This window comes from Polaromonas sp. P1_F1 (assembly GCF_056405795.1).
Window position 1 is genome coordinate 99598 of the sequence record NZ_JBFUBJ010000003.1, and the last position, 22238, is coordinate 121835.

Annotated in this window: 22 protein-coding genes; 10 read left to right on the top strand and 12 right to left on the bottom strand. The window is 61.5% G+C overall.

Annotation, left to right across the window (positions count from 1 at the left end; translation table 11 throughout):
* Positions 1-118 precede the first annotated feature (118 nt).
* From AC1DZE_RS09735 to AC1DZE_RS09775, 9 genes are all read right to left on the bottom strand, one after another.
* A complete protein-coding gene (locus AC1DZE_RS09735; RefSeq protein WP_477673269.1) occupies positions 119-1033 on the bottom strand; it encodes a DMT family transporter in 915 nt (304 codons plus the stop codon).
* 42 nt (positions 1034-1075) lie between these two features.
* Positions 1076-2686, bottom strand: coding sequence for a gamma-glutamyltransferase family protein (locus AC1DZE_RS09740; RefSeq protein WP_477669706.1), 1611 nt, complete (start codon positions 2684-2686; stop codon positions 1076-1078).
* A 124-nt stretch (positions 2687-2810) separates the two neighbouring features.
* Positions 2811-3779 carry a Bug family tripartite tricarboxylate transporter substrate binding protein gene (locus AC1DZE_RS09745; protein ID WP_477674407.1) on the bottom strand — a complete coding sequence of 323 codons (969 nt, stop codon included), beginning with the start codon at positions 3777-3779 and terminating at the stop codon, positions 2811-2813.
* 109 nt (positions 3780-3888) lie between these two features.
* Positions 3889-5400, bottom strand: a complete 1512-nt coding sequence (locus tag AC1DZE_RS09750; protein ID WP_477669708.1) for a tripartite tricarboxylate transporter permease — start codon at positions 5398-5400, stop codon at positions 3889-3891.
* Positions 5401-5412: 12 nt separating this feature from the next.
* Positions 5413-5898, bottom strand: a complete 486-nt coding sequence (locus AC1DZE_RS09755; protein ID WP_477669709.1) for a tripartite tricarboxylate transporter TctB family protein — start codon at positions 5896-5898, stop codon at positions 5413-5415.
* Positions 5899-6050: 152 nt separating this feature from the next.
* On the bottom strand, positions 6051-7853 hold the full coding sequence (gene tfpB / locus AC1DZE_RS09760) for a type IV pilus assembly ATPase TfpB (protein ID WP_477669710.1): 1803 nt from the start codon (positions 7851-7853) through the stop codon (positions 6051-6053).
* A 54-nt stretch (positions 7854-7907) separates the two neighbouring features.
* Complete coding sequence (locus AC1DZE_RS09765) at positions 7908-8675, bottom strand: class I SAM-dependent methyltransferase (RefSeq protein WP_477669711.1); 768 nt, start codon at positions 8673-8675, stop codon at positions 7908-7910.
* Positions 8675-9196 carry a DNA-deoxyinosine glycosylase gene (locus AC1DZE_RS09770; protein ID WP_477669712.1) on the bottom strand — a complete coding sequence of 174 codons (522 nt, stop codon included), beginning with the start codon at positions 9194-9196 and terminating at the stop codon, positions 8675-8677. The genes AC1DZE_RS09765 and AC1DZE_RS09770 overlap by 1 nt, the downstream gene beginning before the upstream one ends.
* Positions 9193-10038 (bottom strand): TatD family hydrolase, encoded by an 846-nt coding sequence (locus AC1DZE_RS09775; protein ID WP_477699986.1) that lies wholly within the window; start codon positions 10036-10038, stop codon positions 9193-9195. The genes AC1DZE_RS09770 and AC1DZE_RS09775 overlap by 4 nt, the downstream gene beginning before the upstream one ends.
* A gap of 229 nt (positions 10039-10267) precedes the next feature.
* Between AC1DZE_RS09775 and AC1DZE_RS09780 the strand changes: the two genes are divergently transcribed.
* The 8 genes from AC1DZE_RS09780 to AC1DZE_RS09815 all read left to right on the top strand — a co-directional run bounded on the left by AC1DZE_RS09780 (position 10268) and on the right by AC1DZE_RS09815 (position 18645).
* Positions 10268-11344 (top strand): extracellular solute-binding protein, encoded by a 1077-nt coding sequence (locus AC1DZE_RS09780; RefSeq protein WP_457279531.1) that lies wholly within the window; start codon positions 10268-10270, stop codon positions 11342-11344.
* Positions 11345-11358: 14 nt separating this feature from the next.
* Positions 11359-12462, top strand: a complete 1104-nt coding sequence (locus AC1DZE_RS09785) for an ABC transporter ATP-binding protein (protein ID WP_477672542.1) — start codon at positions 11359-11361, stop codon at positions 12460-12462.
* A 12-nt stretch (positions 12463-12474) separates the two neighbouring features.
* Positions 12475-13380 carry an ABC transporter permease gene (locus AC1DZE_RS09790; protein ID WP_477672541.1) on the top strand — a complete coding sequence of 302 codons (906 nt, stop codon included), beginning with the start codon at positions 12475-12477 and terminating at the stop codon, positions 13378-13380.
* Positions 13381-13393: 13 nt separating this feature from the next.
* Positions 13394-14254 (top strand): ABC transporter permease, encoded by an 861-nt coding sequence (locus AC1DZE_RS09795; protein ID WP_477669716.1) that lies wholly within the window; start codon positions 13394-13396, stop codon positions 14252-14254.
* Between the two features lie 218 nt (positions 14255-14472).
* Positions 14473-15417: a S1C family serine protease gene (locus AC1DZE_RS09800; RefSeq protein WP_477672540.1), complete on the top strand. Its 945-nt coding sequence runs from the start codon at positions 14473-14475 to the stop codon at positions 15415-15417.
* 21 nt (positions 15418-15438) lie between these two features.
* On the top strand, positions 15439-16461 hold the full coding sequence (locus AC1DZE_RS09805; protein WP_477669718.1) for an AAA family ATPase: 1023 nt from the start codon (positions 15439-15441) through the stop codon (positions 16459-16461).
* A gap of 114 nt (positions 16462-16575) precedes the next feature.
* Positions 16576-17526 (top strand): DUF58 domain-containing protein, encoded by a 951-nt coding sequence (locus AC1DZE_RS09810; protein ID WP_477669719.1) that lies wholly within the window; start codon positions 16576-16578, stop codon positions 17524-17526.
* Positions 17527-17574: 48 nt separating this feature from the next.
* A complete protein-coding gene (locus tag AC1DZE_RS09815) occupies positions 17575-18645 on the top strand; it encodes a VWA domain-containing protein (protein ID WP_477672539.1) in 1071 nt (356 codons plus the stop codon).
* Positions 18646-18735: 90 nt separating this feature from the next.
* On the opposite strand, the gene AC1DZE_RS09820 is transcribed toward AC1DZE_RS09815, so the two are convergent.
* Complete coding sequence (locus tag AC1DZE_RS09820; protein ID WP_477669721.1) at positions 18736-18951, bottom strand: glycine zipper 2TM domain-containing protein; 216 nt, start codon at positions 18949-18951, stop codon at positions 18736-18738.
* 309 nt (positions 18952-19260) lie between these two features.
* A complete protein-coding gene (locus tag AC1DZE_RS09825; protein WP_477666150.1) occupies positions 19261-19752 on the bottom strand; it encodes a VOC family protein in 492 nt (163 codons plus the stop codon).
* A gap of 260 nt (positions 19753-20012) precedes the next feature.
* Here AC1DZE_RS09825 and AC1DZE_RS09830 point away from each other — a divergent pair, with 260 nt between their 5' ends.
* Both AC1DZE_RS09830 and AC1DZE_RS09835 read left to right on the top strand, forming a co-directional pair.
* On the top strand, positions 20013-20414 hold the full coding sequence (locus tag AC1DZE_RS09830; RefSeq protein ID WP_477699987.1) for a hypothetical protein: 402 nt from the start codon (positions 20013-20015) through the stop codon (positions 20412-20414).
* Between the two features lie 70 nt (positions 20415-20484).
* The gene (locus tag AC1DZE_RS09835) at positions 20485-20976 is read left to right on the top strand and encodes a hypothetical protein (RefSeq protein WP_477673481.1); all 492 of its coding nucleotides are present in this window, start codon (positions 20485-20487) and stop codon (positions 20974-20976) included.
* 39 nt (positions 20977-21015) lie between these two features.
* Here the strand turns inward: AC1DZE_RS09835 and AC1DZE_RS09840 are convergent, their stop codons facing one another.
* Entirely contained in the window at positions 21016-22227 is a 1212-nt protein-coding gene (locus tag AC1DZE_RS09840) for a hypothetical protein (RefSeq protein ID WP_477673482.1), read from the bottom strand.
* Between the last annotated feature and the right edge of the window lie 11 nt (positions 22228-22238).

Below are 22238 nucleotides of genomic sequence, written 5' to 3' on the forward strand. Positions count from 1 at the left end.
TTCTTCACCAACCGGGGCCGCGGGACTGGCTTTGCCAGACCGCAGGCGCAGCGGCCCCTGGGTAATGAAAAGGGGCAGGGAGAAGCCGCAGGCTACACGAAGTGAGCGACCGTGGGGGCTATCTGGTTCTGGTAAAGACGAATATTCCGGCGATGACTAAAACCGTCCCCGCCGCCACCCAGGCCGTGAACGGCTCACCCAGAATCAGCACACCCATCAGGATGGTGGACATCGGGCCCACCATGCCGGTTTGCGCGGCCATGCTGGCGCCGATGCGCTCGATCGCCATCATCACCATCAGCACGGGTGCAGCCGTGCACAGCGTGGCATTGAGCAGTGACAGCCAGATTACCTCCGGCGCCACGGCTGCCGCGCTCATGGGACGCAGCAACACAAACTGCAGCAGGCAACACAGGCAGGCCACGGTGGTAGCCAGCCCCACCAGGCGCAATGAGCCGAGCCGCCGGACCATCTCACCGCTGTAAACCAGATAAAGCGCGTAGCTCACCGCGCTCAGGAACACCAGCAGCGCACCCCAGGCAGCGTCCGCACCCTGCAGCGTGATCTCGTGACCGAACACCAGCACCACACCGCAATAGCTGATGGCCATGCCGACAATTTGCAGCGCGCCAACTCGGCGCTTGTACAACACCAGACCCAGCAGCAACACCAGCGTGGGATTGAGATAGAGGATCAGCCGCTCCAGCGAGGCACTGATAAATGCCAGGCCAGCGAAGTCCAGGAAGCTGGCGAGGTAGTAGCCGGTAAAACCGAGCCAGAGCACGCCCAGCCAGTCGTTGCGCGTCAGCGGCGCCTTGCCCCGGCTGGCCCACCACGCCATCACCGCAAAGATGGGCAGCGCAAACAGCATGCGGTACATGATCAGCGTGACGGCGTCGACGCCGTAGCGATAGGCCAGCTTGACGATGATGGCTTTACCGCTGAAGGCAATCGCTCCGAAAGTGGCGAGCAGCAAGCCGGGCGCTATGCTTTTGGTAGCTGCTTGCGCATGACCTGCTTGGTCTGCAGGCATTTTTATATCGGATGTGTCGGGCGTATCGGTCAAGGTGGTTGCTTAGAAACCCACGGCCTGGCCGTCACGGCGTGGATCGCTTGCCGCGACATAACCCTCGACCTTGGGATTGCCGGCACGCCAGATGAACTGACCAGCGCCGAAGTCCTGGTAGGAGTCGTTGATGACTTCCATACGGTGGCCACGGTCGGCAAGGCCCTGCACGGTACTCGGGTCCATCGTGGCCTCCACATTGATCTCCAGGCCGGCGTTGTAGCGCCAGCGCGGCGCATCGCAAGCCACCTGTGGGCTCTGGCCGTAGTCCAGCATGCGCACCAGTGTCTGCATGTGGCCCTGCGGCTGCATGTTCGCGCCCATCACGCCATAGCTCATCACGGGTTTGCCGTCCTTGCTGAGGAAGGCCGGAATGATGGTGTGGAAAGGCCGCTTGCCAGGCGCGACCTGGTTGGCGCCCGTCTGCAGGCTGAAGGCGTGTCCGCGGTTCTGCAGGCTGATGCCGAACTCCGGCTCGACGCAGCCCGAACCAAAACCCATGTAGTTGCTCTGGATGAAGCTCACCATCATGCCGTTCTCGTCGGCCGCCGTCAGGTAGATCGTTCCACCCTTGACGGGGTTGCCCGCGCCAAAGTCCTGTGCCTTTTTCATGTCGATGAGTTTGGCACGGGATGCAAGGTACGCGTCATCGAGCATTTGCTCGGCCGTCACCTCCATTGACGAGGGCTCGGCCACGTACCGGTAAATATCGGCAAATGCCAGCTTCATGGCTTCGATCTGCAGGTGCTGCGAATCCACGCCGTCAACCGGCAGCCCGGCCACATCGAACTTATCAAGGATGCCCAGCGCAATCAGCGCCGCAATGCCCTGCCCGTTCGGCGGAATTTCGTGCAGGGTATAGCCCCGGTACTCCTTGCCGATGGGTTTGACCCATTCCGGCTTGTAGCTTTCAAAATCTTTGGCGGTGATGCTGCCGCCGTTTTGTGCGGAGAATTTTTCGATGGCCTGGGCAATGGCGCCACCGTAATACGCCGTGCCCCTGGTTTGCGCAATCGAACGCAGCGCTTTGGCCGCGGCCTTGAACTGGAACAGCTCACCAACATTCGGCGCCCGGCCCCAGGGAAGGAAAGATTGGGAAAAACCTGGCTGCGACTTCAACTCCTCCGTAGCAGCCGCCCACTTCTGCTGCACCACGGGCGGCAACAAATAGCCGCGCTCGGCGATTTCAATCGCAGGCTCCATCAGGTCGGCGAAGGGCAGCTTGCCGAAACGCTCGCTCAAGGCTACCCAGCCGGCCACCGCGCCCGGTACGCTCACGGAATCCATGCCGCGCTTGGGAGGCGTCTGCGCATCGCTGCCGTATTTGCGCTTGAAGTAATCCGGCGTCCAGCTTTGCGGCGCGCGGCCCGATGCATTCAGTCCATGCAGTTCCTTGCCGTCCCAGAGGATGCAGAAAGCATCGCTGCCCAGGCCGTTGCTGACAGGCTCGACGATGGTCATGGCGGCTGCAGCAGCGATCGCGGCATCTACTGCATTGCCGCCCTTGAGCATCATGCGCAAACCGGCCTGTGCGCCCAATGGGTGCGAAGTCGAAACAACGTTGCGGGCAAACAGCGGCAGGCGGGTGGAGGTGTAGGGGTTGCTGTAGTTGAAATTCATGGGTCACCTGTTGAAGGCAAGGCAAAGAAAAAATGGGTGCCGGCGGTCACGGTGTGCAACCGCAGGCGGGAAGTCAAACTGACCGGCATCGTCACGACCAGGCGGCGGGATGCGGTGAGAGGCATCAATCGGCGCTGATTTTCCGCTCGACAATGATTTTCTTCCACCTGGCCGTGTCCGTCTTCACCATGGCCGCAAAGGCCTGCGGCGTGCCACCCGTGGGTTCCGCGCCCAGCCTGGCAAAGCGGTCTTTCACATCGGCATCGGCCAGGGCTGCGTTCACGGCCTGGTTGACCTTGCCTGCCAGGTCTGGCGCCATGCCTTTGGGGCCGTAAACCCCGAACCAGGTGACCGACTCAAAGCCCGGCAGGGTTTCCGCCACCGCTGGCAGATCGGGAGCGAGCGCCGTGCGTTTGAGGCTGGTGACCGCAAGAACCCGCAGCTTTCCATCTTTCACATGCGGCATGCCGGTGACGAAGGAGTCGAACAGCACGTCGATCTTGCCGCTGATCAGGTCCGGCATGGCCAGCGCAGTACCGCGGTAAGGGATGTGCAGGATGAAGGTCCCCGATTGCGCCTTGAAGTACTCGCTCATCAAGTGGATGATGGTGCCGTTGCCACTGGACGCGTAGTTCAAACGCCCGGGGTTCTTGCGCGCATGATCGATGAATTCACCCATGGTCTTTGCCGGCGACGTGTTGGGCACCAGCACCACGTTGGGTGAACTTGCCACATAGGCAATCGGCGTGAAGTCGGTTTCCGCGTTGTAGGGAATCCGGGGGTTGACGGCCGGCCCGATGCTGTGGGTGCTTGAAGTCGCCAGCAGCAGCGTGTAGCCGTCAGCAGGCGATTTGGACGCCGCATCGGCGCCTATCGTGCCGCCGGCGCCCGGCCGGTTTTCGACCACGACCGTCTGGCCGATTTTCTCGCCCAGCTTTTGCGACAGGGCCCGTGCCAGGATGTCCGTCGCACCGCCTGCCGGAAACGGCACAATCATGCGAATGGGTTTGGACGGGTAGTTCTGGGCCATGGCGGGGCCCGCGAGAGTCACGGCGGAAGCCGCAGCCAGGGAAATAATATGTCTACGTTTCATCTGGCCATTGTGCAACGATTTTGAGCGCCGACTATGTGGCAAACAGGCAAAACAAAAGGCACCCGAAGGTGCCTTTTTTCGCATGCGCTTTCGCGCCGGCTCCTGTCGATTATTCCTCGACGAAAGCTTCTTCCCGTTTGTTTTTGATGCTCGGCAGCAACACGATGACCAGCAGCAGCAAGGCAGCTCCCAGCAGCCCGGCCGACAGCGGACGCGTCACAAACACGCTCCAGTCGCCGCGCGAAAGCAGCAGGGCCCGGCGCAGGTTCTCTTCCATCATGGGGCCCAGGATGAAGCCCAGCAGCAAGGGAGCTGGTTCGCAGCCGAGCTTGACGAACATGTAGCCGATCACACCAAAGATGCCCACCATCCAGATGTCGAAGGTGTTGTTGTTGGTGGAATACACGCCAATCGCGCAGAAAAGCACGATGGCCGGGAACAGGTAGCGGTAAGGCACGGTCAGCAGCTTGATCCACATGCCGATCAGCGGCAGGTTCAGGATCACGAGCATCGCGTTGCCGATCCACATTGAGGCGATCAGGCCCCAGAACAGTTCGGGGTTGCTGGTCATGACCTGGGGGCCGGGCTGGATGTTGTGGATCGTCATGGCGCCCACCATCAAGGCCATCACGGCATTGGGTGGAATACCCAAAGTGAGCAACGGAATGAAGGACGTCTGCGCGCCGGCGTTGTTCGCCGACTCGGGTGCGGCCACGCCGCGGATGTTGCCCTGGCCGAAAGGCACCTCGCCCGGCTTCGACTTGATCTTCTTTTCCAGTGCATAGGCAGCGAAGGCCGCGAGCAGCGCGCCACCTCCCGGCAAAATGCCCAGTGCAGAACCCAGGAAGGTACCGCGCAGCACGGCCGGCAACATGTTCTTGAAGTCCTCCTTGGTCGGGAACAGGCCCGACACCTTGGCGGTGAACACCTCGCGCTCATGCTCAGGCTGCGCCAGGTTGCTGATGATTTCGCCGTAACCGAACACACCCATGGCGATGGTCACGAAGCCGATGCCGTCGGTCAGTTCGGGAATGTCAAAACTGAAGCGGGCCACGCCGGAATTCACGTCAGTGCCGACAAGGCCCAGCAGCAGGCCCAGCACGATCATGGCAATCGCCTTGAGCAGCGAGCCGGAAGCCAGCACCACGGCGCCGATCAGGCCCAGAACCATCAGGGCAAAATATTCAGCAGGGCCGAATTTGAAGGCCAATTCGGTCAGCGGCGGCGCAAATGCGGCCAGTATCAAGGTGCCTACGCAACCGGCAAAGAAAGATCCCAGGCCTGCCGCGGCAAGCGCGGGCCCGGCCCGGCCTTTTCTTGCCATCTGGTACCCGTCAATACAGGTCACCACTGAAGAGGATTCCCCCGGCAGGTTCACCAGAATGGCGGTGGTGGAGCCACCGTACTGGGCGCCGTAATAAATACCGGCCAGCATGATCAGCGCCGACACGGGTGGCAGCGCATAGGTGGCCGGCAACAGCATGGCGATCGTAGCCACGGGGCCAATGCCCGGCAGAACCCCAATCAGGGTGCCCAAAATACAGCCGATCAGGCAGTACAACAAATTGATGGGCGTGAATGCCACGCCAAAGCCTATCGACAGGTGAGACAGCAATTCCATTTTTTATTCTCCTTAGCCGATAAAGAATGGCCAGACCGGGAACTGCAACTTGAGCAGAACGACAAAAGCGAGGTAGCTGCCGATGGCCAGCACCGTCGCAAGAATGAAAGTGTTTTTGACCTTCCAGCCTTCTTCAGCCATGCTGGAAATGAAGGTCAACGCATAAATCGCCACGATCATGCCCATGGCTGGAATCTTGATGCTCGGCAAACCGGCCAGCAAAATGCCGAATAGCAGATTGGCCAGGATGATGAAGGAGAGGGGCTTCCAGGCCCATTTGCCGATCTTGTCGCCGCCCACGGTTTCCACGACCAGTGCCTTGAAAGTGATCGCGGCCCCCAGAACAGTCATCAAAATACCCAGCATGAGGGGGAAGTAACCCGGTCCCATACGGGCACCCTCACCCACGTTGTAGGTGGTTGCCCCCCATGCGAACGCCACACCGACGCCCATGAACATGAGGCCGGAGAAAAAGTCTTTCTGACTCTTGATATTCACGGCTGTCTCCTCAATACATATATAAAAGAAAGAATCGGTGGATTGTGCATTCAATCACCCGGCCCCCGCCATGTGGCTTTCACTTACCTTTCGTAATCTTTTGGCTTACCTCTTGCTTACAACGGGCCGGCCGTTGTAAAAGGCCCAAGGACTCAGGCCAAAGGCGGGGTGGAGGCCAAAATTTCCTCGATGGTTGTCAGGCCCTCTGCCACTTTCAACGCGCCGGCCAACCGAAGCGGGCGCATACCTTCACTGACCGCCTGGCGGCGCAGCGCATCGATATTGGGCTCTTTCGAGACTTTTTCCTTGAAGCCTTCCGTGACGGTCAGCAGCTCATAAAGACCCATACGCCCACGGAAACCGGTCATCCGGCAATCCACACAGCCCACCGGCTTGTACGGCCGGTAGCCGCCGCTGATTTGCCAGGGTTTGACCAGGTCGGCGAGCGTTTCGCGTGAGGCGGCCTCATCAGGCTGGCGGCAATTGCTGCACAAGGTGCGTACCAGCCGCTGGGCCAGCACACCCAGCAAGGTGGCGTTGATCAGGTAAGAAGGAACCCCGAGTTCCATCAGGCGGGACACCGCCGACGGGGCGTCATTGGTATGCAGCGTGCTGAAAACCAGGTGGCCGGTCAGCGCGGCTTGCACCGCCATCTCGGCCGTCTGCAGGTCGCGGATTTCGCCCACCATGATGATGTCCGGATCCTGCCGCATCAGCGCGCGCAGCCCCTCGGGGAAATCGAAATCCAGGTGCGGCTGCACCTGCGTCTGGTTAAAAGAGGCCTCGATCATTTCGATCGGGTCTTCAATCGTGCTGACGTTGACTTCTTCAGTCGCAAGCCGCTTGAGCGTGGAATAAAGCGTGGTGGTCTTGCCGGAACCGGTAGGCCCGGTGACCAGCACAATGCCATAGGGCCGCTTGACCAGTTGTTCCCAGCGTTCGGCGTCGTGCTGCGAAAAACCCAGGGCATCCAGGTCCTTGACCGTGGTGTCCGGATCAAAAATACGCATGACCATCTTCTCGCCGAAGGCTGTGGGCAAGGTGGACAGGCGCATCTCAACTTCGTCGCCGCGCGGGTTGCGGGTCTTGATGCGGCCATCCTGCGGTCGGCGCTTTTCCACCACATCCATGCGGCCCAGCAGCTTGATGCGGGCGGTCATGGCGTTGTGCACGCCCATGGGCAGTTGATAAACGGGATGCAGCACGCCGTCGATGCGAAAGCGGATCACGCCCTGCTCGCGCCGCGGCTCGAGGTGGATGTCGCTGGCGCGCTGGTCAAAGGCGTACTGCCAGAGCCAATCCACCACCTGCACCACGCCCTGGTCATTGGCGTCCAGCTGCTTGTTGCTTTTGTTCAGCTCAACCAGTTGTTCAAAGCTCGCCGATGTCGACCCGCCGCCGGCCTTGATCGCTGCCTTGACGGATTTGGCCAGGGCAAAAAATTCGGCGGTGAACTTGGTGATTTCGAGGGGGCTGGCAACCACAAGGCGCACGCTGCGCTTGGCCTGACGTTCGACCTCCTGCACCCAGTCAGTCACGAAAGGCTCCGAAGTGGCAATCACCACCTCGCTGGGGGTCACCTGCACCGGCAGCACCTTGTGCCGCTCGGCATACATGGCCGACATGGTGTCCGCCACCTTGCCCACGTCCACCTTGAGCGGGTCAATCCGCAGGTAAGCAAGGCCGGCCCGTCCGGCCAGCCATTGCGTGATCGTTTCCATGTCCAGGGGTTTGCCGTCGGCCAGGCGTGTCATGCCGACACTGGCAAGCCGCGTCAACGGCGGCTGCGCGCTTTGCACCTGGGAGCAGCGTGCAATCGTGCGCTGGGCTTCAGCGGCACTGATGACGCCGTCTTCGCTGAGCCACTCAACCAGCATGCGCCAGCCCAGCGGCCCGGCAGGGGGCTTTTTCACATGCAGGTCTTTGGGGTGTTTGGGGTGCGTCACGGCGCTCATGGGTCGCACTGTACCCCATCCACCTGGGTCTTTACCATCCGTGCGGCCGCATCATCACGCCGCCGGTGCAAAGAGCCGCAGCCATTTTTTGGCGGGTAGCTTCCAGCACGACTCAATGACACCGGCTTGCTGCAACAGGTCGGACCGCTCGGGACGCGTCGGATCGCGTTGGGCCAGCACCACAGTGTTGCCTTCGCGCGTCGGCCGGAACGCCCAGACCGCTTCGGGCCCGAACGCTTCCGCGATTTTTGTCAGCGACTGCACGTAACTGGAATCGCGGCCAAAAAGATTCACCGTCATCACGCCGTCTTCCGCCAGAAGCCCGCGGCAGTCCTCGTAAAAATCCGCGCTGTCCAGCACCGGTGCCGCCGCCTCGTGGTCATACAGGTCGACATGCAGAAAGTCCACCGTTCCCCGGTGCACAGGTTTTTTGATTTCCAGCGCCGCATCAGCTTCAATGACATGCAGCCTCAGGTCGTCCCGCGGCAGCTTGAACCAGAGCCGGCAGGCCGTGATCACCTGCGGATTGATTTCAATCGCCGTGGTTTTCATGCGCAGCTTTTTGTAGCAAAACTTGGTCAGCGCGGCAGAGCCCAAGCCCAGCTGCATTGCGTGCTTTTTGGACACAGCCGCCGCGTCGGTGAACAGCAGCCCCGCCATCATGCGCTGCACGTATTCCAGCTCGATGTCATACGGTGCATCGCGCAGCATGGAGCCTTGCACCCATTCGGTGCCCAGGTGCAAAAAGCGCACCTCGCCGTAGTCGGAGAAATTGACTTCGGGCAACTCAGCCACCGTTTTTTCTGTTTCTTTTTTCGACATCAAACCAATCCATGCTTTTCAAAAACTTCACGCCAGGCTGCGAGTTTGCGCTCAAAGCTCCATGATGCGTTCGCCGGGCTGGTAGAAGGCAGTTTGTAGACCGGCAGGCCCAGCTGCAAGGTGTGCTTCGAATGCTTGAAACTTTCGCCGCCATTGTGGGCAATCGCTTCCAGCGCCGGACACAGTCGCCGCAGGCTGGCGAGGTCATTGACCTGCGCATTGCGGATCGCGCTGTCCAGGCTGCCCTCGCGTTCACAGGCAGCGTACACGTCCCACAGGCCAAGCCCTTTTGACAAAAGCCATTCGCTACGAATTTGATAGCTGCTACCGCCCGTCCCCATTGGCCCATCGGGCCAAATGGTTTGCAAAATCTTCCAGAAATGGTTTTGCGGGTGGCCGTAATACTGCTGCGCAGCCAGCGAGGCGGCGCCCGGAAAGCTCCCCAGTACCAGCAGGCGGGTGCCGGGAGAAACCAGCGGCGCCAGGCCCGCCAACACAGGTTTCGCGGTGCCCTTTTTCACGCCAGAAGGGCTCCCAGTTTCGGCAGCGCCCGCAATGCGTTGGCAGTCGTTGCGGCCGCCAGCGACGCGAGCGGAATTCCCCGCAAATCCGCCACCTGCTGCGCAATGCGCGGCAACTCGCCCGGCTCATTGCGGCCCTGGGCCTGGCCCGTTTCGCGCTCTGCCGCTGTTTTGTAGATCCAGTGCGGCGGAATGTCGGGCGAATCCGTTTCCATCACCAGCGCCTCCAGGGGCAGTTCCGCCGCCAGGCGCCTGAGTTGCAAGGCAGGCTCAAACGTGACGGCGCCGCCAAAGCCCAGCTTCAGGCCCAGCTTGATAAATTCTCCCGCCTRCTGTTCGCTGCCATTGAATGCGTGGCCGATGCCGTGCCAGCCGCCCTCGGGCGCCAGGTCGCGCAGGTGCTTGAGCAACTTGTCAGCCGATCGCCGCACGTGCAGGATGACCGGCAGGCCGTGCTTGCGCGCCAGCTTGAGTTGTTCACGGTAGAAGTGCTCCTGGCGTTCACGCATAGGGCTTTGCGTCAGGGCAGGCACAAAATAATCAAGGCCGATTTCGCCCACCGCCACCAATCGCGGATCAGACCGCCTCAACGCAAGTTCGTTATCCAGTGTCTGCAGGTCGGCGTCTTGCGCCTGGGGCACACACAGCGGATGGATGCCCAGCGCATAGCTGTCGGAAAACCGGTGCGCCAGCACACGGACTGCCTCGAAATTGAACACGCCCACGGCCGGCAGCACGCAGTGTGCAACGCCTGCAGCGGCCGCCCGCGCACGAACTTCAGCGACATCGGCGGCCAGTTCACCGGCGTCAAGATGGCAGTGTGTGTCTATCCAGAAAGTCATTCAGTCAATGCGGTAGGGTACCCGGGATGCAAAAAGAAAAGGTGCAGGAAAAGGAACAACCTGGCGCAGGCCTTGCTTGCAGAAGATGTTGACACAGAAATGAAATCGGGACACGCTATGCTTTTTTTGAGGAAATGCACGCGCAATTCGTTACCGTTTTTTTGCCGCTGATCTCTTTTCGTCAACCACTGTCTACCACCGTCGACTGATAACACAAGGAAAAGCCAACATGAAATTATCCCGTCTGATGAGCCACATTCTCGGAGCCGGCCTCGTTGTTTCAAGTATGGCCAGCCCCGCCTGGGCACAAGACCAGAAGTTGCGGCTGATTACCTGGGCCGACTATGTGCCGGCTGATGTCGTGGCGCAGTTCAAGAAAGAGACCGGAATCGACGTTGAACTCACGCTGTCCAATAACGAAGAAATGATTTCCAAGCTGCGCGCCACCGGCGGCGCCGGCTTTGACCTGGCCCAGCCCTCGCAGGACCGCATCACCGGCCCGCAGCAGGAGTTCGGCATCTACAAGCCCATGGACCTCAGCAAGATCAAATCCGATCTGTTCATCCCGTCCATGCTGGAAGCCACCAAGAAAAACACCACACTCGATGGCAAGGTTTATGGCCTGCCGCACATCTGGGGCACCGACGGCCTGGTCGTCAACACCAAGCTGGCCAAGATGACCGACTACCCCGACTTGTGCAAAGCCGACGTCAAGGGCAAGACCGCCGTGCGCCTGAAGCGCCCCACCCTGCTGGCCTTCGCCTTTGCGTCCGGCAAAGACCCGTTTGCGCTCTACAAGGACCCGAAAGCCTACGGCGCGCTGATGGATGAAGTCGGCAAGACCATGATTGCCTGCAAGAGCAACATCAAGTTCTACTGGGACAACAAGGACCAGCTGCTCAACGGCATGCGTGCCGGCGAAGTGGTGGGAGCCATGATGTGGGATACCGGCGGCTGGAAGCTCAATGCCGAAAAACCTGAAATCCAATACATCGCACCGAAGTCGGGCGCACTCGGCTGGATCGACACCTTCGCCATCCCGGCCAAAGGCCGCAACGATGCCGCCGCCTACGCCTGGATCAACTTCAATATGCGCCCCGAGATTGCCGCAAAAGTGGCAGGCTCTGCCGGCAACTTCACCGCCTCCAAGGGAGCCGACCAGCTGGCCGATCCCAAGCTGAAAGCCCAGTTCGCCGCCAGCTTCCCTGAAGCCGCGTTGAAAAACGTGAAGTGGTATCCCGCAGTGCCTGCCGGCATCGAGGACATCGAAGGCCGCGTATTAGACCGCGTGAAAGCAGCCCAATAACCGGCCTATCACCGGTGCACGCAGACCTTCAAGCCGAACACGTCGGTAAAACCTACGCCGGCCAGCCCGCAGTCAAGGACTTGTCCTTTTCCGTGGAGCGCGGCAGCTTCTTTTCCATCCTCGGCCCATCGGGCTGCGGAAAGACGACGCTGCTGCGCATGATCGCCGGCTTTCTGTCGCCCGATGCGGGCCAGATCCACATCGGCGGTAAACCCATGAACGGCGTGCCGCCCAACCAGCGGCCCGTCAACATGGTGTTCCAGCACCTGGCACTGTTCCCCATGATGTCGGTCGGTGAAAACGTTGGCTACGGCCTGGCACGGCGCGGCCTCTCGCGCGCCGACATCAGCGCCAAGGTCGGCGCCATGCTCGAACGCGTGAGCCTGCCTGGCATGCAGGACAAGCGCGTCGATCAGCTGTCAGGCGGGCAGCGGCAGCGCGTGGCGATTGCGCGCAGCCTGGTGCTTGAACCCACACTGCTGTTGCTCGACGAACCCCTGGGAGCGCTGGATTTGAAGCTGCGCGAGCATATGAAAGTCGAGCTCAAGCAGCTGCAAGCGGCCTTCGGCACCACCTTTGTCTACATCACGCACGACCAGTCCGAGGCATTGGTACTGTCCGACCATGTCGCGGTCATGAATGCCGGCAGCTTTGAGCAGGTGGGTACACCGCAAGAGCTGTACTACCAGCCGCAAACACCTTTCGTCGCGGGCTTTGTGGGCGCCAACAACAAGCTGCAAGGCAATGCTGCTGCGGGCGCAGAGCCCGGCAACGTGGTGGCGCTGACAACCGGCCAGGGCCTGGCCATGCGGGCCCGCGCAGTCGGGAAAATCCTGACCGGCCAGGCCGTGCAGGCGTTTGTGCGGCCCGAAGCGATTAGCCTGGCCCGCGACGCCGCTGAGCTGCCCGCTGACCACACAGCCTACGCGGGCCAGGTTGAGAGCCTGCTCTTTGATGGCGCCAATTCGGCCGTATTGCTGCGCGAAACCACCAGCCGTACGGAATTTCGTATCGCGCTACCGCAGACCGGCCGCTTTGCCGACTTGCGTGTCGGTGAAACGGTAGCCTTCAGCTTCGACCCCGCGCAAGCCACCTGTTTCGGGACAGCCGGCGCCTAGCGCCTGCAGATCATGCAAGCCGCAGCCGCCATGCCCGCAGCAAATGCCGGACCCGCATCGGCGCAGGCCAAACTTATCCTGCTGCTGTTGCTGGCGCCGGCGCTGATCTGGCTGGTGGGCCTCATCGTGTTGCCGCACATCGACCTGGCCATCCTGTCGCTGCGCGAACGCATCGCACCGCGGCAATATGCACCCAGCATCGCGCAGTACCGCACCTTCATCGACGAACCGCTGTACTGGCACACCTTTGTGCGCACCGCCGTCATGTCCATCCTGGCCACGCTGATCACACTGCTGCTGGCGTTTCCCATCGCCTGGACGATTGCCAAGCTGGTGCGCGGCCGTGCCAAGTCGCTGCTGCTGGTGATGTGCCTGATCCCCTTCTGGGTCAGCGAAACCGTGCGCACCCTGGGCTGGATGATTCTGCTGCGCGAATCGGGCGTGCTGCCCGCCGTGCTGGTGCAGCTGGGCCTCACTGATGCACCTGTAGAGCTGCTCTACCGCGACGCCACCATCCTGGTCGGCCTGGTCTATACCTCCATGCTCTTCATGGTGGTGCCGCTAATCAGCGCCCTTGAAAGCCTGGACGACACGCTGATCGAAGCGGCGTATGACCTGGGCGGCAACGGCCCTTCCATCCTGCGGCAAATCGTCATTCCGCATGCCGCGCCCGGCATCCTCGCCGGCTGCATCGTGGTCTTCATGCTGACCTTGGGCAACTACCTCACGCCCACCTTGCTGGGCGGTAAAAATTCGCTGTGGTTTACCGAGCAGATTTACACCCAGTTCATCACGCGCTTTAACTGGGAGCAAGGCGCGGCGTTTGGATTTTTGCTGCTGGGTTTGTCAACAGCGATCGTCTGGCTTGGCCTTAAATTAACCGGCCAGAAATTCGGCGAAGTCATGCGCCGGTCATGATGAAGGGCACTGCATGATCGCCTCCCTGCCCCGCCCCGCCTGGCTGCGCGCCGGCACCGTGGCTTATGCCCTGGCGTTTTTTGCTTTCCTGTTCCTGCCGCTGGTGGTGGTCGCGGTGTTTGCCTTCAACGACGCACCCTATCCGGCGCCGCCCTGGCGCGGCTTCACGCTCGACTGGTTTTTTGGCAGCAAGTCCGGACGCACAGGCCTTTTTGCCGATCGCCCCATGCTCGCCAGCCTCTGGACCAGCGTGGTGGTGGCCGGCTGGGTCACGCTGCTGGCGGTGCTGGTGGGCACGACCAACGCTTTTTTGATTGAGCGCAGCCGCTTTCCGGGCAAACAAGCGCTGTCGATGCTGATGCTGGCGCCGCTGGTGATTCCCGGCGTCATCCTGGGTATTTCGATCCTGGCCTTTGCCAGCCGCCTGGCGCAGTTTGCCGACGACTGGTGGGGGCTGGAGCTGGATTTCCTGCGACCAGGGCTTCCGCTGGTGGTGCTGGGCCAGTTTTCCTACATCGTGTCCATCGCCACGCTCATCATTTCGGCCCGCCTGAAACGTTTTGACATCACCCTGGAAGAAGCCGCCTACAACCTGGGCGCCTCCCGCGCCGCGGTCTTCGCCACCATCACCCTGCCTTACCTGAAACCCGCGCTGATCGGCGCTGCAGCGATCTCGTTTTTGATGTCCTTCGAGAACTTCAACACCACGCTGATGCTGGTCGGCTCGGACGCGCCGTTGACCGTCATGATGTACGGCCGCATGCGTGAGGGCGCCACGCCGGTGCTCAATGCCGTCAGCCTGTTCCTGATGCTGGCCTCGGCGGCCCTGGCGCTGACCCTGCTGCGCAAGCCCGCCGACAGCCCTGGCGCCTGAAGCGCCTGAAACAGTCCAGGCCGCCCCAAAATCGGGCTCGAATCGAGCCCAGACTGCGCAGTAACAGGCGCTTTACAAAGCCCCCTACGCCTATACCCAAATCACGTGCACGGATGCACAAATCGTGATACGGTGCAACTGTAAATACGGGGCCTGAAGCAGGTTTTCACGCCCGGTGGTATCAGCCCGGTTTTGACATTGACCTCACAGGTGAACGGATGCGCAGGCCAGCCCTTTACAGCAGTTCAAACCGTCCGGCGCAGGGCGCGGGTGATGCCCAGACGCAACCGCCCGAGCAGGCTGCCGGCCCAGACGACGCCATTCCAGCCCCCGCACCTTCCCGCTTCCCCCGCGCCTCCCGCCTGGCCAAACGGCTTGCCCAAAACCAGCTTTACCTGCTCTGGTCGGTCGTCGGCCTGCTGGCCCTGCTGCTGGCCATCAGCTTTGCCTCCCCGCTGCGGCCTGCGGCCCGCAAGCTGACGCAGGAAGACATCAACGCGGCCGTCCTCAAAACGCTGGAGACCACAGTCCTGCCCTCCCCCGGCACCCGGGCTTATGACACCATCATCCCCTCCGTCGTGCGCATCGTGGGGCTGGGTAAAGACAAGGACGGCAAGGAAGATGGCGAGCGCAGCGTGGGCACCGGCGTGGTCATCGTCGACAAGGGCATCATCCTGACCAACCTGCACGTGGTGCAGGGCGCAACAACCATCAAGGTCACATTCGCAGACGGCCTCGAATCCACCGCCAGCATCACCGGCGTGCAGCCCGAGAACGACCTGGCCGTGCTGCAGGCCCACAAGATCCCCGACGACCTGATTGCCGCCACCATGCGCTCCACCGCCGACCTGGCCCCCGGCGACCAGGTCATGGCCGTGGGCTACCCCTTCGGCATAGGCCCCTCGGCCTCGCAGGGCGTGATCTCCGGCCTCAAGCGCAACTTCCGCTCGCCCGAAGGCAAACAGATGATGAGCAACCTGATCCAGTTCGACGCCGCCGCCAACCCCGGCAACTCCGGCGGGCCGCTGGTCACCATGGACGGCGAAGTGGTCGGCATCGTGACCGCCATCTTCAACCCCAACCAGCAACGCACGTTTGTCGGCATCGGTTTTGCGGTGCCGATTGAAAACGCGGCCTCGGCCGCCGGCATGCCCCCCTTCTGAAGACTTTAAGGACATCGACGCATGGAACAGCACACGCCCGAACATTCCGCCACCGGCCATGACGCCACCGCGCTGCTGATGGAGCAGATCCTGTATGAAGTCAAACGCGTGGTGGTGGGGCAAGACCGCTTTCTTGAACGCGTCATGGTCGCCATCCTGGCGCAGGGCCATTTGCTGGTGGAAGGCGTTCCCGGCCTGGCCAAGACGCTGACCATCAAGACGCTGGCCAACACTGTGCAGGGCAACTTCAAGCGCATCCAGTTCACACCCGACCTGGTACCGGCCGATCTGGTGGGCACACGCATCTACAACCAGAAAACCGGCGAGTTCACCACCTCGCTCGGGCCGGTGTTTACCAACCTGTTGCTGGCCGACGAAATCAACCGCGCGCCTGCCAAGGTGCAGAGCGCGCTGCTGGAAGTGATGCAGGAGCGCCAGGTCACGATTGCCGGCATCACCCACAAGGTGCCCGAACCCTTCCTCGTCATGGCCACGCAAAACCCGATTGAAACCGAAGGCACCTACCCGCTACCCGAAGCGCAGGTCGACCGCTTCATGATGAAGGTGCTGGTGGACTACCCGACCGACGAAGAAGAATTCGTCATCGTCCAGCGCGTCACCGGCCCGGCCGTCGCCGTAAGCGCTGTCGCCACCACCGAACAGCTGGCCGCGCTGCAGGCCGAATGCCGCCGCATCTACGTCGACCCCTCGCTGGTGCAGTACGCCGTGCGCCTGGTCTCGGCCACACGTAACCCGACCAAGCATGGCCTCAAGGATTTGCAGCGCTTCATCACCTTCGGTGCCAGCCCGCGCGCCACCATCAACCTGACTGAAGGCGCCCGCGCGCTGGCCATGTTGCGCGGACGCAGCTACGCCCTGCCCGAAGACATGACCGACCTGGTGCCCGACGTGCTGCGCCACCGGCTGGTGCTGTCCTACGAGGCGCTGTCTGAAGGGTTGTCGGCCGACGGCCTCGTCGCGAAGATCATGGCCAAAATCCCGCCTCCAGCAAAACCACTAGAGCATGAAAAACTCGCCGCCTAGAAATGTGAGCCCCCACGCTCCGCCGCTTCGCGGGTCGCTGCCCCCCGAGGGGGCCGCCCGCCTGCGGCCCGGCAAAGCCGGTTCCGCGGCTCATGCTGGTTTCGGAGGATCGCCATGAGCGCACCTTCATCCAACGCAGAGCAGTTGCTGCGCCGGCTGGAGTGGACCGTGCTGCGCCGGCTCGACGGCCTGCTGCAGGGCGACTACCGCACCTTGCTGCGCGGCACCGGCATGGACCTGGCCGACCTGCGTGAATACCAGCACCACGACGACGTGCGTCACATCGACTGGAACGTCACTGCCCGGCTCGAGCAACCCCATGTGCGCGTGTTTACCGAAGACCGCGAAATGAGCGCCTGGTTCCTGCTGGACCTGAGCCCCTCGATGGACTTTGGCTCCAGCGAACTGCGCAAGCGCAATGTGTCCGCTGAATTTGTCGCCGTGCTGGCCCGCATGCTGACGCGCCACGGCAATCGCGTGGGCGCCATGCTCTATGGCTCCGGTGTTGATGCCGTGATTCCCGCGCGCGGCGGCCGCCACCACGTGCTGCATTTGCTGCACACCCTGCAGGCCCGCCCTGAAACCACAGACCTCGGCCCCACACGCCTGCACGAGTTGCTCGAGTCCGCGGCCAGCTTCATACGCAGGCGCTCCACCGTGTTTGTGGTGTCCGACTTCATCAGCGAACCTGGCTGGGAAAAGCCGCTGGGCCAACTCGCCCGCCGGCATGAAGTGGTCGCCGTGCGCCTGCTCGACCCGCTGGAGCTGGACTTGCCCGACCTGGGCCTGATTCCCATCCGTGATGTCGAAACCGGCGAGCAACTGCTGGTCGATACCCACGACGCGGGCTTTCGAAAACGCTTTGCACGCATCGCCGCCCAGCGCGAGGCCGAGCTGCGGCAATCGCTGGCGCGTGCCGGCGTGGACACGCTGGAGCTTTCCACCGACGACAACCTGGTTGACGCCATCCTGCGGTTTACCGAGCTCCGCAAACGGCGCAGCCGTACATCAGGCGCCAACGCAGCAGGCGGCAAGCTGCCCGCCCACCTGAAACACGCCGCCTGAAGAAGCCGCCAAGGAACATCCATGAACTTCAGCTGGTTAACCTCATTCATGTCAAAGCTTCCCCTGCCGACTTTCCTCTGGCCGGAGTTTTTATGGCTGCTGCTGGCCATCCCGTTGCTGGTGGCCGTGTATGTGTGGCTGCTGCGCCGCAAGAAAAAAATGGCGCTGCGCTACGCCAGCCTCTCCATCGTGCGCGAAGCCATGGGCCGCGGCCAAAGCTTTCGCCGGCATGTTCCGCCCCTGCTATTTTTGCTGTCCATCGCCGCCATGCTGGTGGCGGCGTCACGCCCCTTTGCCGTGATCAGCCTGCCGTCGCAGCGCGAGACCATCATCCTCGCGATGGACGTGTCGGGCAGCATGCGCGCCACCGACGTGCAGCCCAACCGCCTGGTCGCCGCCCAGAACGCTGCCAAGGCTTTTCTGGCCGACTTGCCGCGCAATGTGCGCGTCGGCATCGTCGCGTTTGCCGGCACCGCAGCCGTCGTGCAGCAGCCCACCCTCAGCCGTGAAGACCTGACGGCAGCCATTGACAAATTCCAGCTACAGCGCGGCACCGCCATCGGCAACGGCATTGTCGTGTCGCTGGCCGAACTGTTCCCCGACGCAGGCATCGACATCGCCTCCATGCAGTACGGAAGGGAAAAGCCCCGCGGCACATCGCTGGACCAGGCCCTGAACCCCGACAAGAACGCGAAGAAAGAATTCACCCCCGTCGCTCCCGGCTCCTATACCTCGGCCGCCATCATCTTGCTAACCGACGGCCAGCGCACCACGGGGGTGGATTCGATCGATGCCGCCAAGCTCGCAGCAGACCGCGGTGTCCGCATCTACACCGTCGGGGTGGGCACGGTGGATGGCGAAACGATTGGTTTTGAAGGCTGGTCCATGCGCGTCAAGCTCGACGAGGAAACCCTCAAAGGCATTGCCCGCGCAACACAGGCCGAGTACTTCTACGCAGGTACGGCGGCCGACCTGAAGAAGGTATATGAAACCCTCAGTTCACGTCTGGCGATTGAGAAAAAAGAAACCGAGGTCTCGGGGTTGCTGGCGCTTCTTGCCGCCGTGCTGGCGCTGGTGTCGGCGAGTTTGTCGCTGCTTTGGTTTAACCGGATTCTTTAAAGGCTTCGAGCGTTCCCTCAGAGAGGAGAACAGGGAAGCGGCGCCACTTGCATTTGACGTGCAAGCAAGCCACCGCATCCAGGACTTAACTTACCTCTTCGGTTTGGTGACCTCATGCCCGATCACACCGCCGACCGCGGCGCCGCCTACAGTCCCCAAGGCACTGCCACCCGTAAGAGCCGCGCCGGCCACACCGCCTACACCGGCGCCGATGGCGGTATTTTTCTCCTGAGTCGTCATGCCGCTACAGCCCGCCAGACCGGCAAGCACCACCGCACAAAGCGCAGTTTGTTTGATTCCAATCATTTCAGTCTCCTTGAGAACGTTAATGAAAGTGAAGAGAAAATGCCGCTTGATCACGCCGCCAGACCCTCTTCACGTGAATGAATCGCACACGGTTACCGGCTGCACGCCGGGGTGGCTTTTCATTGCTGGTGTCTTCATGCTAGGAGGCTGCGGGTTCGGTGGTGTAGGACGAACTCCCGATATCGGTACGTACTACGCCCGGTACCTCCGGAGGAAATTTCGCATGCAAATCACGTCCGGACCACTTCTCAAGCCTGAACGGGAGCGCACCGCGCAGCGGGACACAAACGCGTCATTCCATCAAGCGTCTCAACCCCGGCGCGCCGCCTCTATCGCGGCGACGTCAATCTTTTTCATGGTCATCATCGCGTCGAACACGCGCTTGGCCACCTTGGGATCGGGGTCGGCTATACCGTCAGTGAGCGCGCGCGGAGTGATCTGCCATGACAGGCCCCACTTGTCCTTGCACCAGCCGCATTCGCTTTCCTGCCCCCCATTGCTGACGATCGCATTCCACAAGCGGTCGGTTTCGGCCTGGTCATCGGTGGCAATCTGAAAAGAGAATGACTCGTTATGCTTGAAGAGCGGGCCACCGTTCAGCCCGATGCAGGGAATGCCGGCGACGGTGAACTCGACCGTTAGCACGTCACCCTGCTTGCCGTCGGGGTAGTCACCCGGCGCATAAAAGAGTTTGCCCACAGTGCTGTCGGGGAAGGTTTTTGCATAAAAGTTTGCGGCCTCAACGGCACCGCCGTCGTACCACAGGCAGATCGTGTTCTTGCTGGTCTTTTTGCTGGCCATGTCGTGTCTCCTGAAGGGTTGGGTATTCGGCACCCGGCGCCCGCCACGGTGCAAACAACCCCCATGGTATCCATCCTGCATACCTGATTTGTCGGATGGGACTGATGCCCTTGTAGGGATACGCCGACGCCCCAATGACAGCTGCGTGTTTGCCTATGCTCGTTCATATTGAGGAGGCGGTTGGCAGACTGGCCGCCTAGAATCAGTTTGCAGGCTCAGGCCCTTCCTTTCTTATCAAACTGAAACCCAAAGAATTCTTCATGCGTTACGCAGTCATCCTGTCAACATTGCTTCTTTGCTCCGCTTGCAGCGAGACATCGTCTCCACCTGCCGCTGTCATCCCGCCCAGGGTGCCCGCCACCACACCCGCCGCTACCACTGCTAATGCCACTGCGCTCGTATTACCCGACGCAAAAGAGGCGACGCAAGCATTCCTTCTGATGATGGAGATGCAAGAGTACAAAACCGCTGAACTCAAGCTCGGCACCTGCATCCCGGCTGTTGATGCCAAGTACTCAGGTCAAATCGCCTGCACGGTGTCACTAAAAATTGGGGCTGGAAGTTCTGAAACCCAGGCAGATTTTTACCGTCGTGGTAATAAATGGGTGGCCCAACCGAGCAGCTCGCAAGATAGGTTGCCGTTTCCGGATCCCAAGCTTTGAACGTGATGACTAACAGTGTCGCTCTGCGGCCGAGTCTGGCCGCCGGCCATCTTCAACGCCACGCCTCAAGATGAAAATTTGCGCCGAATGTCAGTCGCCTGCCCCAGATGCACTTCTGGCGTGTTCCGCCTGTGGCTGCGGCATCTTCGTTGAACCAGATGCCCCGAACACCGAGAAGCGTGCTGATTCAGATTTCGTCGTGTTGCTTAAATGGTCGCTCGGCTACTTCCTATCTGCGGTACTGCTGGGCGTGGTCACATCCATTTTGGCGAACATGCTGTTACGCAGCGGTTTCAGAACGGCCGCGGAGGGAATGGTCACATCGCCCATCATGTTGATTCCTGTTCTCACGATACTGTTCTTTGCGTTCTATTCAAGTCGCTATCACAACCCCATCGCCCGGGCTGGCGCGTTGTACCTGGCAATTTCGGCTCTTGGACTCGCTGTGCACTTGCTAAGCTCCGGGCGCCCGGCCGAGTACATTGCCGCCGCGGCAAGCACCCTTTTCTTTGGACTGATTGGCACTGCCATCGCCTTCTTCTTCAGGCGGAAGGAGCCATAAGGCAAAACCCGCGCTCCCACCACCCCAGGCACAAACCGCCTATTGCACGTGGCATTCCCGCCGCAGTAAGGCCAGCGCGTCGTGTAGCGCATGAGCGGCATCGCTTTGCAGCGTGGCCTGCGCCTCTTCTACAAAGTCATCCCACAAGCTGGCGTAGGCGTCCTGGTGCTGCACCGGCGCGTGGTCCACGATGTACTCGTGGGCCAGCGCGGGCTTGAACCCGGATTTGCGGATCTTGCGCAGCAGGGTCGCGGCGCTTTTCTCGGTCAGCAGGGTCTTGGGCGCGGAGCCGGCGGCCACGCACAGGAACAGGGTCAACAGCGAACCATCGTCCGCATTGCCGCCGGTCACCTTGCTCCACACAGCGGATGCCTGACGGTCATGGTGATCGACCTCGTTCAGGCCGTCTTCAACCCAGAAATACCGGCCCATGAAGGCCGGGCTGCGGTCAAACAGCTGGCGCGGCGGCAAGGTCGCGTCGAGTATTTTTGGCGCGTCGGCCATCACGGACTGACGCACTGCCTCCACCACATCCCGCAGGTGGGCAGGCAGCTTTTTCGGAACGGCGAGCGGTAGCGCCGCCGGATCAGCCTCGTGTTTTTTGCGCAAGGCGGCAATCATCTTCTCGAACGCGACCCAGTCGGGCATCTCGGTGCGGCCCGTCGCCAGCACCAGCAAGGCGGTGCGAATCACCGCTTCGGCATCCTTGCCCGCGTCTTCGAGTTCGGCGGCGTCCATGCCCAGCTCTCCGGCAAGCCAGATGGCCGAATCCACAACCTGCGCCACATGGCTGCGCCTGGCAAGTTCGGCCTGGTAGTCGGCCAGGTTGCGCAGCGACCATTTGGCCAGCAGCGGAATGTGCCCGTCGGTGAAGCCGCCGCGTTCATTCATGCCGAAGTGGCTGTTTTGCGGCATGGCGATCAGGGCTTTGAGCATGTCCGAGCCACCCTTGGAGCGCGACAGCAGCGAGAAATCGCGCAGCGATTCAGCCGCTTGGTGGAGGTCCCCCTGGCAGGAATGTTCGAGGTACAGGCTGATCAGGTTCACCATGCGGTCACGGGCTTTTTCAAGGTCCGGGCGCAGGAACTCATTGCCGAAATAACGCGCAATCTGCACCATGCCCTTGGGGCCTTCGACCCGCATGGCTTCGATTTTTTCGGCACCGATGATGCCGTGCTGCACGCCGTATTGCAGTGCCTTTTCAAAAAAGGCGCGCGTATCGTAGAGCGAGATGACGGAAGGCGACGACATGGGCGTTTGCA